This window comes from Pleurocapsa sp. FMAR1 (genome assembly GCF_963665995.1).
In the GTDB taxonomy this organism is placed as follows: domain Bacteria; phylum Cyanobacteriota; class Cyanobacteriia; order Cyanobacteriales; family Xenococcaceae; genus Waterburya.
In genome coordinates, this window is sequence record NZ_OY762512.1 from 3,467,671 (window position 1) to 3,480,823 (window position 13,153).

General features: G+C 37.6%; 10 protein-coding genes and 1 pseudogene. 7 read left to right on the plus strand and 4 right to left on the minus strand.

Annotated features, from left to right (window positions below):
• Nucleotides 1–426 precede the first annotated feature (426 nt).
• The 6 genes from SLP02_RS16870 (at nucleotide 427) to SLP02_RS16895 (ending at nucleotide 6,703) form a co-directional block, all read left to right on the plus strand.
• A complete protein-coding gene (locus SLP02_RS16870; RefSeq protein ID WP_319421911.1) occupies nucleotides 427–2,562 on the plus strand; it encodes a GumC family protein in 2,136 nt (711 codons plus the stop codon).
• Between the two features lie 625 nt (nucleotides 2,563–3,187).
• Nucleotides 3,188–4,324: a WecB/TagA/CpsF family glycosyltransferase gene (locus SLP02_RS16875; protein WP_319421912.1), complete on the plus strand. Its 1,137-nt coding sequence runs from the start codon at nucleotides 3,188–3,190 to the stop codon at nucleotides 4,322–4,324.
• Nucleotides 4,325–4,595: 271 nt separating this feature from the next.
• On the plus strand, nucleotides 4,596–5,186 hold the full coding sequence (locus SLP02_RS16880) for a class I SAM-dependent methyltransferase (RefSeq protein WP_319421913.1): 591 nt from the start codon (nucleotides 4,596–4,598) through the stop codon (nucleotides 5,184–5,186).
• Nucleotides 5,187–5,231: 45 nt separating this feature from the next.
• Complete coding sequence (locus SLP02_RS16885; RefSeq protein WP_319423697.1) at nucleotides 5,232–5,570, plus strand: glycosyltransferase family 4 protein; 339 nt, start codon at nucleotides 5,232–5,234, stop codon at nucleotides 5,568–5,570.
• A complete protein-coding gene (locus tag SLP02_RS16890; protein ID WP_319423698.1) occupies nucleotides 5,571–5,873 on the plus strand; it encodes a glycosyltransferase in 303 nt (100 codons plus the stop codon).
• Between the two features lie 539 nt (nucleotides 5,874–6,412).
• The gene (locus SLP02_RS16895; protein ID WP_319421914.1) at nucleotides 6,413–6,703 is read left to right on the plus strand and encodes a glycosyltransferase; all 291 of its coding nucleotides are present in this window, start codon (nucleotides 6,413–6,415) and stop codon (nucleotides 6,701–6,703) included.
• Nucleotides 6,704–6,743: 40 nt separating this feature from the next.
• Here the strand turns inward: SLP02_RS16895 and SLP02_RS16900 are convergent, their stop codons facing one another.
• The 4 genes and pseudogenes from SLP02_RS16900 to SLP02_RS16915 all read right to left on the minus strand — a co-directional run bounded on the left by SLP02_RS16900 (nucleotide 6,744) and on the right by SLP02_RS16915 (nucleotide 9,285).
• Nucleotides 6,744–8,141 (minus strand): sensor histidine kinase, encoded by a 1,398-nt coding sequence (locus SLP02_RS16900; RefSeq protein WP_319421915.1) that lies wholly within the window; start codon nucleotides 8,139–8,141, stop codon nucleotides 6,744–6,746.
• A 17-nt stretch (nucleotides 8,142–8,158) separates the two neighbouring features.
• Nucleotides 8,159–8,344: pseudogene (locus tag SLP02_RS16905) on the minus strand (Uma2 family endonuclease); the annotation flags it as partial.
• Between the two features lie 108 nt (nucleotides 8,345–8,452).
• A complete protein-coding gene (locus SLP02_RS16910) occupies nucleotides 8,453–8,674 on the minus strand; it encodes a type II toxin-antitoxin system HicB family antitoxin (RefSeq protein WP_319421917.1) in 222 nt (73 codons plus the stop codon).
• A gap of 344 nt (nucleotides 8,675–9,018) precedes the next feature.
• Nucleotides 9,019–9,285, minus strand: coding sequence for a hypothetical protein (locus SLP02_RS16915; RefSeq protein ID WP_319421918.1), 267 nt, complete (start codon nucleotides 9,283–9,285; stop codon nucleotides 9,019–9,021).
• A 184-nt stretch (nucleotides 9,286–9,469) separates the two neighbouring features.
• On the opposite strand from SLP02_RS16915, the gene metH reads away from it, so the two are divergent.
• Nucleotides 9,470–13,021 (plus strand): methionine synthase, encoded by a 3,552-nt coding sequence (metH, locus tag SLP02_RS16920; protein ID WP_319421919.1) that lies wholly within the window; start codon nucleotides 9,470–9,472, stop codon nucleotides 13,019–13,021.
• Nucleotides 13,022–13,153: the final 132 nt, after the last annotated feature.

Consider the following 13,153-nt stretch of genomic DNA (forward strand, 5'->3'; position numbering starts at 1 on the left):
TACACTCATTAATCTGTTAGGATAAAGTAAAGACTTGTATTCAAATTCTATCTACGTGGCTTGCCCTGTATGCAGCTAAATCATTGGTTGCCATGCTCTGAGGCTTGCGCTTGTTATCTCACCCGACGCAACAAATGGGAAAACAATGTAAGATTAACATCCGTAACTAAGAATTAAAAAGCAAAAAATATCAAAAAAATGATTACTTCTGCATATATTTCTGACGAGCAAACGTAATACTATTTGGCAACGTCAAAATTATAGATTACCTCTAATTTATAAATACTTCATATATTTTTATTTTATATTTTCTAAATTTGTCTTATAATAACTAGGTTACATAAATATTACTTTTCAACTATTAAATTTAAGTATAAGCAAAATCTTTGTTTATAAAAAACAATTTAAAATATTAGGATCCTTCGTATGAATACAAATTATTCTTCTAAAATCGCTAATATTGCTCCAAATGCTCAATTACATGAGCTATATGAAGCAGAAGAGGGAGGGCTGAACTTAAGTGCTCTTAAAGAAATCCTGTGGCGGAGATTACCCTTAATTACGTGTGTTACAGCAGTTGTATCGTCTTTGGCTTTTGTGCAAGCCATGAATCGGACTCCTATTTACCAATCTAGTTTTGAAATTCTCTCCGAACCAGTAACCATTGAAACTACAGTAACTTCTTCTTCAAGAGAAACAACTGAAGCAGTGACGTCAGTAAAATTAGATGACGTACAAATAAAAACTCTCAAAAGTCCTGGGATAATTGATTCTGTCATCAAGCAATTACAACCAGCCTATCCCGAAATTAATTATGCTTCGATTATTAGTACTTTAGATCTTGAATCTGCCAACGAAGAAGAAACTGTTTTAGAAGTTACTTACAAGCATCCTGACAGTAAACTTGTTAAAGATGTCTTAGATACCTTGGCAACAGTTTATCTGGATTATAGTTTGCAAAAAAGACAATCTGGATTGAGTCGAGGTCTAGAATTTTTGGATCAGCAAATTCCCATATTACAAGCAAAAGTCGATCGGCTCAATTTGCAAATACAACAAATAAGACAAAAACATAACTTTATCAAACCAGAAATTCAAGGAGAGAACTTATCAGTTAGACTTGAAGATCTCACGAAAGAACAACTACTCAATAAATCACAATTAAATCAAGCAAAATGGAATGACAGTGTTGTTCAAAAAGAAGTAGCACAAGAACCAACTAAAGCAACTACAGCAATGCAGTTTGGTACCGATCGTTACAACAAACTATTAGAGGATTTGCGAGGAGTAGATCGTCAAATAGCTAACAAATCGGCAATTTTTACCAATGGTAGCGCAGAATTACAGGTGTTATTTGCGGAAAAAAAAGAAATTCTCTCTTTAATCGATCAAGAAGGAAAAGTTGTCGAACAAAAACTAGCTAATCAAATTTCTTCTTTAGAAGAGCAAAATAAAGATATTGATCAAGACATCATAGATCTTAAACAAGAAATTAAGGACTGGTCGGGAGTTACTCAAGACTACGAAGAAATTCAGCGACAAATAACTATTACCGTCAGACAGCTTAATGAACTCCTAGTTCAAAGAGAATCCTTAAAAATCGAGTCCGCTCAAAAAGAAGCTCCCTGGAGATTGTTGACCGCCGTAGGAGATCCGCAAACTGATTCTGCAAGTACAGTTAATTTCGTTGTTTTAGGTACACTTTTCGGTTTATTAGTAGGTGTAGGTCTGGCGCTCGCTTTGGATAAATATCAAAATATTGTTCATACCTCATCTCAACTTAAACGAGTTACCGATCTGCCAATACTAGGAATGATTCCCTTTGATCGATCCTCGACAAAATCATCTCTTGAACAAGAGATGAGCTTATTAATGAAACCAGATAGCATAGCAGATAAATCGGCAATGCAAGTATACAAGCGAAATTCGGCTTTATCTGATATTTTAACTCTATCAATCGAACCTTTTCGGTTTTTTGGTGCTAATTTAGGTTTATTTGCAGCAAATAGTACTCTTCGTTCTTTCATAATTACCTCTGCTATGCCTGGAGAAGGAAAATCCACCGTAGCGCTCAATCTAGCTAAAACTGCCGCCATTATGGGTAAGCGAGTCTTGCTTGTAGATACGGATATGCGGAGTATTAGCAGAATTAGTAAGAGTATCCCTTTAGCTAACAACTTTGGTTTAACAGATCTCGTCTTGAAACCAAACTTAGATTTGCGTGATGTCGTTCAAAAATCTTTTTTAGAAGAAAATTTATTTATTCTTTCTAGTGGTAGTCAAGCTATGACTACCGATCCAGGAAAATTATTTGTATCAAAAAAAATTACAGAGGTGATGAAAACAGCCGAACAAAATTTCGATTTAGTTATTTACGATGTATCTTCAATTGTTAACTATGCAGATGTCAGTTTGTTAGCTACAAAAACTGACGGTGTTGTTTTAGTGACGGGATTAGGTAAGTTGCAAAACGTAAATTTAAAAGAAGCTATGAACCGATTAAATGTATCTAACATTCCTGTTCTTGGCATAGTCGTCAATGAATTAATGAAACGCAACTAGCAAAAGTGTAGTTTAAATACGTAACAGCTTAGTAATTTTCTTAATAGTGCGATCACAAAAAGAATTAACTTTGATTGAGAAAAGCAGAATTAATAATTCTCAAATGGACATAGATTTAGCAATAAAAATGGTAACAATAGAATACATTTTTTTCAAATGCGCGCATTTTGGCTATTTAAATTTGCTGAATTTATTGACAGTAGTAACTCATTTATGTAATATGATTATATTAATGGGATTTTTTTTGTTTTTACACAAAAAAATACGACTAATAAAAATCCATAGATTTAAGAAATATTTAAAAAAGAATACTGGCTTAACTATTACTGGCGATTGCCCTAGTTTTTTACCAAGTTGATATTACTATCAAAAGAATTAAAAAGCAGAATGCGATCGATAAACACTCTTTATCTAAATAAAAAAAACATAATCTCAAACTATCTTTAAAACGATTTATTTTTGTAAACCGTCTCGAGATTATTTTCAGACAGCTTTTTATTTGGAGAATACATTTAACTTAAGTTGATTTGAATTATATCTACGTAAAATGCAATTTTCCATACCAACTAAATACTTATTGAATACCCCAATAACTTGTCTTACTTTTGAAGAACAAATTATATTAATGCTTCGATGGGCAAGAACAAAAGAAAGTAAGACTATTTGTTTGGCTAATGTTCATATGCTAATGGAAGCGTACTGGGATAAAAGTTTTGCTGAGGTTCTAGAAGAAGCGGACATGGTAACTCCCGATGGAATGCCTTTAGTTTGGATGTTGCAAAAACTAGGAATATACAACCAGAATCGTGTAGCAGGATTAGATGTCTTTGTTAACCTCTGTGAACTAGCTCAACAATGTCAAATTCGAGTTTATTGTGTTGGTTCACAACCTGAAGTTTTAGGCAAAATGAAGCACAGGCTGGAAGAGGAATATCCAGTATTACAAATCGCTGGGATGGAAACTTTACCGCAGATCACCATTGAAGAAATTGTCAAAAATGTAGACGATTTTTTAATTGATCGCATTAATGAAAGCGGGGCGGGAATAGTTTTTGTTTGTCTTGGATGTCCCAAACAAGAAATTTGGATGAGGCAACACCAAGGAAAAATTAAGGCGGTCATGGTTGGTGTTGGTGCGGTTTTTTCCATGTATGCAGGTTTAAATCCACGAGCCCCCTATTTGCTTCAAAAAGCAGGGCTAGAATGGCTGTATCGCTTGCTTCAAGAACCTCAAAGGCTTTGGTATCGCTACGGTAAAACCATTCCTCCTTTTTTATACTTGGCAATCAAACAATTGCTAATTCCTTGTCAAGATAATCTTGAACAAGTTTGTCGAAGTTTTGTCGATGGCAATATGGTAGTAGATGTAGTAGATATTAGTGATTTGAATAGTTCGCCAATTTTACTTGGTGAAATTTTGGTAAGACAGAGTTTGTTGACTCAAGAAATATTAGAAAAAGCTTTATTAGAGCAAACTCAAACCCCCTCTTTAAAACTTGGCGAAATTTTGGTTAAAAAAGACTTAATTTCTGTCACTCAACTTCGGTACTATCTCAAAAATCAAAGAATCAAGCTGGGAGAAATTTTGGTCGAACAAAAAGTAATTACTTTAGCAAAAATCAATGCAATTGTTAGGCTTCAAAAACAAAAAAACAAAAAACTTGGCGAAATTCTAGTCGAGCTAAACATAGTGTCTAAAAAGCAAATAAAAATGGCTCTTATGGAACAATACTGGCGACGCAAAGGTTTATGGCTTATGTAAAGCAAATAAAAAGTTTTGATGAAAACGTTTAGATTTTTATACTAATAACTTACGATTTAATTTAAGTTTTAAGAATAAAAAAATAGCTACCTCTAATAATCAGCAAAATTTACTAAATTTACTACCAGAGACAGAGCAAGATCGTCTGTTATTAGAGTGGTCAAAAAATGAAGTTGATTATCCTCAATAAGAATCTATTCATCAGTTAATGAAAAAAGCTTGTCCTGTCTGTTCATTGCCACACCTTAAAGTGTTTTTTGAGTTGCCAAAGATGCCAGTTTTCTGCAATCTTCTTTGGCAAGAGCAACAAGCAGCTCAAAACTGTCCCAAGGGAGATATAAAATTGGCTTTTTGCCAAAATTGTGGATTTGTTGAAAATGTTGTTTTTGACCTAACTAAACTCGAATACACCGAAGCCTACCAATGCTCTTTAGAATTTTCTCCGCACTTTCAAAATTATGCCCGATCTTTAGCAATGCAATTAATTGAGCGACACGAGCTTCAACACAAGAAAATTATTGAAATTGGCTGCGGAAAAGGAGACTTTTTATTATTATTGTGCGAACTAGGTAATAACTATGGCATAGGCTTCGATCAGACTTATGTTTATCGAGAGTATGAAAAATTCAACCTGATGCTTGAATTTATTCAAGACTACTACTCAGAAAATTATGCAAACTATCAAGGAGATTTTATTGTTTGCCGACACACATTAGAGCATATACAGAATCCTGCAAGTTTTCTAACAACTCTAAGACAAACTATAGGAGAAAACCTTGATACCAAGATTTTTTTTGAAGTGCCAAATGCTGTAGATACCTTTCAAAATTTAGCTTTACGTGCGGGAAGCCCCGCGCTGTAGTGCGAAGGTTATAATCTAGAGTTTTCTTACGCTTCTCCTAGTGTTATCGGGCATCTAATTAAATTTAAACCAGACGTTATTTTTGCAAATGCTTTTACTGTCTGGGCGGCAATGGCGATCGCACTGAAGTTTTTATTTGGCTGGAAAGTAATTATTATTTATGAAGGAGGATCTCCAGGTATAGACTACCGCAATTCCTCTTTACGTTTGCGATCGCGTCGTTGGCTGGTGAAATTGGCAGATGCTTTAGTAGTTAATGGTCGCTCGGCAAAAGAATATATAGTAGACATATTAAACGCTCAAGAAAACCGAGTATTCGATCGACCCTTTCTAGTACCAAGTGTTAAAGCTTTACTGCAATATAGCGAAAATGAAGAGCCTTAAATCGATTTTGTAACTAATAAGCCGATCTTTCTTTATGTCGGACAAATCGTTTCCAGAAAAGGATTGAAAGTCCTTTTAGAAGCTTGCCTAATTTTACAAGAATGGGGATATTGCGATTATACTTTGCTGATGGTAGGTGATGAAGAACAGCGTCAGGAATTAGAAGCTTTTGCCTCTAGCAAAAACCTGGACAAACATATTAAGTGGGTAGGACAAATTCCCTATAAATATTTAGGTGCTTATTTTCAGGCAGCAGATATTTTTGTTTTTCCGACTTATGAAGATATTTGGGGAATGGTATAGCCGTACCAAGTTAAATTAGCGGTGCGACCCCCTAAAGGGTTCGACAGTTTGACGGGCGGCATAAACGCCTGGGAAACCACAAAGCTTCGATTGGGTATGGCGAGGAAACCTCGCCACCCCTCTCGCTCAGGCGACGCGCCCTCCTTATGCCAGGAAACCTTTTCGACACTTTGCTCAACGGGTCACAGACCCGCAACGCAAGTGTCTCACCACCGCAACTGTCTCACCGCGTCGACGTAAGAGGGCAGACCCCGCGTCGTCCGAAGGCGCAAGGGAATGCTGCCCTAGCAAGGGAACGCGCACCAAGACAGAACATATTTAAAGTTATTTGCTCGCAAGTAACAAGTAGATTCGAGAAAGGGGTACCCCCCGCATCTGCCCGCGTCGCCGACAGAGCGGGTGGAAACGGCTCCGTCCATGAGCCTGTCTTGAGACAGTTGTTCATGGGGGAAACCCCCAAGACCACACTGTCTCGCTGTTCCACACCCGAAGTTCAAGGGAACGCTCGAATCAGAGTAACGAGTAACGAGTTTTAAGAAATGTCTATCACGTTTACACGTAATGCTGTATTAACTGAAGCAATGGCTTTTGGCAAGCCAGTTATCTGTTCTCAAGGTGCTAAAGCGGTAGAAATGATTGTTAATGGTGAAAATGGCTTTGTCTTCGATCCAGGGCGATCGTCAAAACTAGCTGAGTATATGGGTCAGTTTTTAGAAAATCCTCACTTAATTGAGGCTATGGGGAAAAAATCTGAAGAGATAATGATCGCTCACACACCAGCAAAAGCAACTCAATCTTTTATTCAAGCATTAAAATTTGTTATTAATTAAAGAGTAATCCGCTTCCAACTCTTTGACCCAGTAACCAAAACTATGAGGCTTTTGATTGATTGTCAATTGTCAAGGGTATACGGACTTGAAAGTTAGTTTTCCCTGGTTGTGACTCGAAACGCAAATTACCTTGATGTTTTTGGATAATAATACGGCGAGAAATATCTAAACCCAAACCGCTTCCCTTGCCTACTTCTTTACTGGTAAAAAAAGGTTCAAAGATGCGGGACTGGATTTCGGAGGGAATTCCTGCACCATTATCAATAATTTCGATCAGCACACAGTTGTTTTCTAAGCCAGTGCGAATAGTTAGTTCACCTTTACCATCCATGCCATCGATCGCATTATCAATTAGGTTTGTCCATACTTGATTGAGTTCACTACCGTAAGCTGAAATCTTGGGAATCTTGGTACTGTATTCTTTATTAACCTTAACGCCATACTTAATCTTGTGATGCAGAATCTTGAGGGTATTGTCCAACCCTTCATGGAGATCTATCTCTTGTACGGCAGCGCGATCCATATAGGAATAGTTTTTAATTGCCCCTACCAAGTCAGAGATGCGACTGGTGCTTTGTTCTACTTCATTTACTAAGCCATTCATTGTCAAAGTCGCTTCTAGCCAGACTAACGCCTCACTAAAAGCCTCAGACTCCATGTCTTTAGCCAGGGTTTCTAATTGAGATGGCTGTATCCCAGCACTTACCAAGCTAGGTGACAACTCCCAGGCATTCTTTACTCCTTTATTTGCTAGCCAGTCTGTTAATTCATCTTCGAGATCGCTTTGTTCTAGAGGAGATAAAGTTGATTTGCTGTTTGCTTGAGCGATCGCCTGCTGCTGTAATTCCCCCATTAGCTGACGATGATGGGCGGAAAAATGTTTACCCCGAAGCGAGAGCATATTCTGCTGTAGAGATGCGATCGCGATGTTAAGTTGTTTTGCTGCCCTTCTGCCTGCTGCTGCGGGATTATTTAACTCATGAGCCAATCCTGCCGATAATTTGCCCAAAGCTGCTAATTTCTCTTGCTGACGCAGCCTTACTTCTAAATCCTTAGAACGTTCTGCCAAAGCTGGGACAAATAGATCGATACTGCGAGGACAGCCTTTAAGTAGTTCTTTAAAATCTTGAAACTGAATTACTCGACTAACATCAACACTACTAGCAGTTGCTTGGGCAACTCCTCCAGTCAACATACTTAAATCACCCGTAAACTCACCTCTATGGTGTAGAGTAACCACAATTTCTGATGCGCCTAACTGTTTGGTTACTTTTACTTGTCCTTTTAAAACTACATAGAAACAATAGGCGGCATCACCTTCACGATATAAAATTTCCCCTGGCTTGAGATCTAAAGCTGTGCCACAAACTTCTAAATCTTGTAAATATTTTTCTTCTAAAATTGGGAAGAGAACTGAATCAGACAGCATGGTATTCATAGTAATAATTACAATCTCTAAAAAATATTAGCTAAATCTAAAATAAAGCCAGGCAAGATATGATCACCAGATAATGTCTTTGGTGATTTTAATAACTGTACATCTTGTCCCAAAAGATAAATTTCTACTTGTTTAGCTTCAGGATTAATTAACCAACCCAGCTTGACTCCATTATCAAGATATTCTCTCATCTTGGCGCGTATATGCGGACAAAGGATCTATATGCGTGCAAGCCCTTTGTTCGCATTTCCTCGCTTCAAAGTAGATGCGGTTTAAATTAGTAGTTCAGGTCAGGCGTATAATATACTTACTCAAACAGTTTGTAACATTCCTTGGAAAGTGTTAACCTCTGGCAAAGCTATACCTTCCTCAATAGAAGAAGCAATCATTAACTGCAAGACCTCTTTACCATTACTAAGTGCTTCTTCGTAACTATCTCCATAGGTTTGACATTGTTCTCCCCACTCTGGAAAAGTAACCACGAAACAACTATCTTTTTTAGACCACTGAATAACTATGCTGTAATTTAACATTTTGATTTTGCCCCTCGATATTTTAGAAAGTCATAGATTATCTCAATTGGGTATAGCGAGAAAAAAATGCGGGCAAGCTTTTTGTCGCCACTCTTCTCGCTCAGGCAACGCGAACTTCTAAAATGTTTACTCAATCATAAATAAAGATTCTGAGAACGTCATCTTTTAAAAATTCTGAGACTACTTTGAGATCCTGATATTAATTGTTTTGCGATCGCTTATCACAAGAAAAGCTATCAGATTCATCCAGACGTACGTATATTAGTGCCTTGACTTACTATCTTAAACATCGAATAATACCTATTTTCTGAACTATCATTTATTCATTGTGCAACGCCTGCAGATTAATATCCTCTATCTCTTTCTAAATCTCTAATTACTTTCTCATAATACCAAAGATAAGTTTGACCAGGATTTTTTTGACGAGCGTGTCTTAACAATCTTAAAGCAGCTTTTTTGTCGCCATTCAACATGATTAATAATTGCTTATCTAAACTCTTATCTAATTTGTGTTTAGGTTTTGCTTTTTTCTGCTTTTTAATTTCTCTTAATAAGATGAAAATCAGCAAAGACAAGGTTATGAATATGACAACGATAAAAATATTGTCCACAGCTTAATCTAATTTTGGAAACTAACTATCGATCTAATAATTCCCTCGTTTTAAGTAATAATTTCATTTTTTCTTTTATTTGACTTATTTGTTATTTGCCTAAAATAAATTTTCCCGTTTACTCAAAGAACTTCATATAATGGGACTTAATGTAATTTAACCTGTTGATCAGCAGTCGCTAGCAATGAACAGTATTTTTTTAGAACGTCTCCACAGTCCCAACCGTCCTGTTTTAGTTTTAGATGGCGCGATGGGAACCAACCTGCAAGTACAAAATCTCACTGCCGAAGATTTCGGTGGCGAAGCTTATGAAGGGTGCAATGAATATTTAGTCCATACCAAACCAGAAGCAGTAGCAAAAGTGCATCGAGGTTTCCTAGAAGCTGGTGCAGATGTTATTGAAACCGATACCTTTGGCGGAACTAAGTTAGTTTTGGCTGAATATGATTTAGCAGATCAAGCTTACTATCTGAATAAAACCGCAGCGGAGTTAGCTAAAAAAGTTGCAGCCGAATTTTCCACTCCTGAAAAGCCACGTTTTGTTGCGGGTTCAATCGGTCCTGGTACTAAGTTACCTACTTTAGGACATATTGATTTTGATAGTTTAAAAGATGCTTACGTCGAACAAGCAGAAGCATTGTATGACGGTGGGGTAGATTTACTATTGGTAGAAACTTGCCAAGATGTATTGCAGATCAAGGCAGCTTTAAACGCCATTGAAGAAGTATTTAAGAAAAAAGGCGCAAGACTTCCCCTAATGGTTTCAGTGACTATGGAACAGATGGGGACAATGCTAGTCGGCACAGAAATTGATGCAGCCTTAGCCATTTTAGAAAGATATCCTATAGACATTCTTGGTCTGAACTGCGCTACAGGGCCCGATTTGATGAAGGAACACATCAAATATCTTTCAGAACACTCTCCTTTTGTAGTCTCTTGTGTTCCTAATGCTGGTTTGCCTGAAAACGTCGGCGGACAGGCACATTATAAGCTGACTCCAATGGAACTGCGCATGGCGTTGATGCACTTTGTTGAAGACTTGGGCGTACAGATAATTGGTGGTTGTTGTGGCACCAGGTTCGATCATATTCAAGCTTTAGCTGAGATGACAAGCGACTTAACCCCAAAAGAACGTCATCCTCATTACGAACCTTCCGCTGCTTCTATATATAGTACTCAACCCTATATTCAAGATAATTCTTTCCTAATTGTAGGCGAGAGACTCAACGCCAGTGGTTCTAAGCAATGTCGTACTTTACTCAATGACGAAGACTGGGATAGTTTAGTCTCTTTGGCTAAGTCTCAGGTAAAGGAAGGGGCGCATATTCTCGATGTCAATGTAGACTACGTGGGACGAGACGGGGAGAAAGATATGCACGAACTAGCATCTCGTCTGGTTAACAACGTGACATTACCTCTGATGCTTGACTCCACTGAGTACACGAAGATGGAGGCAGGGTTAAAGGTTGCAGGTGGTAAATGTATTCTTAACTCCACCAACTACGAAGATGGAGAAGAAAGATTTTATCAGGTATTAGATTTAGCTAAAAGATATGGCGCAGGAATAGTAATTGGTACTATCGATGAAGATGGTATGGGTCGTACCGCAGACAAAAAGTTTGAGATTGCCAAACGTGCTTATGATGCAGCAATAGCCTATGGTATCCCTGCCCAAGAAATCTTTTTTGACCCTTTAGCTTTGCCTGTTTCTACAGGTATTGAAGAAGATCGAGAAAATGGTAAAGCTACCGTCCTAGCAACCAAAAGAATTCGAGAAGAGTTACCTGGTTGTCATGTTCTTCTAGGGGTATCTAATGTTTCCTTTGGTTTAAACCTTGCTTCTAGACAAGTATTAAATTCAGTTTTCTTGCATGAATGTATGCAGGTAGGATTAGACTCAGCGATTGTTAATCCCAGTAAAATTTTACCTCTAGCTAAAATCGATCCCAAACATCAAAAAATCTGTTACGACTTAATTTATGACAAGCGAGAGTTTGATGGCGATATCTGTACCTACGATCCTTTAGGTGAATTAACTACTCTATTTGCAGGCAAGAAAATTAAAAAGTCCGAAGCAGTAGATAAGAACCTTCCTATAGAAGAACGTCTCAAACAACACATTATCGATGGAGAACGTATTGGTTTAGACGAGGCTTTAGATGAGGCTTTGCAACAGTATCCACCGTTAGATATTGTCAACATCTTTCTGCTAGATGGCATGAAAGTTGTTGGTGAGTTATTTGGTTCAGGACAGATGCAGCTACCGTTTGTACTTCAGTCGGCGCAAACCATGAAAGCAGCAGTGGCGCATCTCGAACCTCATATGGACAAAGAGGCCGACGACAGCGGTAAGGGTAAATTCGTCATTGCCACGGTAAAAGGTGATGTTCACGATATTGGTAAAAATCTAGTTGATATTATTCTCTCTAATAATGGTTATAAAGTAATCAACCTGGGTATTAAACAGCCTATAGAGAATATTATCCAAGCTTACAAAGAACACCAGCCCGACTGCATCGCCATGAGTGGCTTACTGGTGAAATCAACGGCATTTATGAAAGATAATCTAGAAACTTTTAATCAAAAAGGTATTAGTGTTCCCGTTATCTTGGGTGGTGCAGCTTTAACTCCTAAGTTTGTTTATCAGGATTGTCAAAATGTCTATAAAGGTAAGGTTATCTATGGCAAGGATGCTTTTGCGGATTTACACTTTATGGATAAGTTGATGCCCGCTAAAGTAGAGCATAACTGGGATGATCTCAAAGGGTTCTTAAATGAAGAGGATTTGTCAGCCATAGAAGAAGGTGAGGCAAAACCATTTGAGGGAGAAAACCAAGATAAAATCTTTGTCGATGAGGTTAGTAGAAAAGAAGAACCAAAAGTAATAGATACAAAGCGTTCTGAAGACGTGGCTTTAGATATCGATCGCCCTACTCCTCCTTTTTGGGGTACAAAGATCTTAAGATCTGAAGATATTCCCTTAAATGAAATCTTTCCTTATTTAGATTTACAGGCTTTATATGTAGGACAGTGGCAGTTCCGTAAGCCCAAAGAACAGTCACGAGAAGATTATAATGAGTTTTTAGCTAGAAAAGTTGAGCCAGTTTTAGAAGAGTGGAAACAAAGAATTATTGCCGATAATTTATTACAACCCACCATAATTTACGGTTATTTTCCTTGTAACGCTGAAGGAAATACACTGCATATTTATAAACCTACCGATAAGGGATTCGTCAAACCTGCAACCTCGTTTGAATTTCCGCGTCAACGTTCTGGCAAACGTCTTTGTATCGCGGATTTCTTTGCTACTAAAGAATCTGGACACATAGATGTCTTTCCTATGCAGGCGGTAACTGTAGGAGAAGTCGCCACCGAATATGCCCAAAAGCTATTTAAAGCTGATAATTATACCGACTATCTCTATTATCACGGCATGGCAGTACAGATGGCAGAAGCCTTGGCAGAATGGACACACGCTAGAATCCGCAACGAACTAGGTTTTGCAGCCGAAGAATCAGACAATATTCGCGACATCCTGCAACAGCGTTATCGAGGTTCACGCTATAGTTTTGGCTATCCTGCTTGTCCTAATATTGAGGATCAATACAAGCAACTGGATTTACTGGATACGAAGCGAATTAATATGTTCATGGATGAAAGCGAACAGCTATATCCTGAACAATCTACCACGGCAATTATTACTTATCATCCCTCTGCTAGATACTTTAGTACTTAATTGATTTTATTAATTGTTTATTTGGGTGGGTTTTATGCCCATCTTTTTTTTGTCTCGCGCAAAGGGTAGTGTAGTCAAAGTGTTGATAAACTATAGATAGATATGTAAAAGTAGTTGCTCCCTAAAACATTA

Excerpts from the sequence above, each read along its gene's own strand:
- SLP02_RS16910 (WP_319421917.1), bottom strand. The coding sequence starts at position 8,674 with ATGTTAAATTACAGCATAGTTATTCAGTGGTCTAAAAAAGATAGTTGT.
- SLP02_RS16880 (WP_319421913.1), top strand. The coding sequence starts at position 4,596 with ATGCCAGTTTTCTGCAATCTTCTTTGGCAAGAGCAACAAGCAGCTCAA.
- SLP02_RS16875 (WP_319421912.1), top strand. The coding sequence starts at position 3,188 with ATGCTTCGATGGGCAAGAACAAAAGAAAGTAAGACTATTTGTTTGGCT.
- metH (WP_319421919.1), top strand. The coding sequence starts at position 9,470 with ATGAACAGTATTTTTTTAGAACGTCTCCACAGTCCCAACCGTCCTGTT.
- SLP02_RS16895 (WP_319421914.1), top strand. The coding sequence starts at position 6,413 with ATGTCTATCACGTTTACACGTAATGCTGTATTAACTGAAGCAATGGCT.
- SLP02_RS16900 (WP_319421915.1), bottom strand. The coding sequence starts at position 8,141 with ATGAATACCATGCTGTCTGATTCAGTTCTCTTCCCAATTTTAGAAGAA.
- SLP02_RS16870 (WP_319421911.1), top strand. The coding sequence starts at position 427 with ATGAATACAAATTATTCTTCTAAAATCGCTAATATTGCTCCAAATGCT.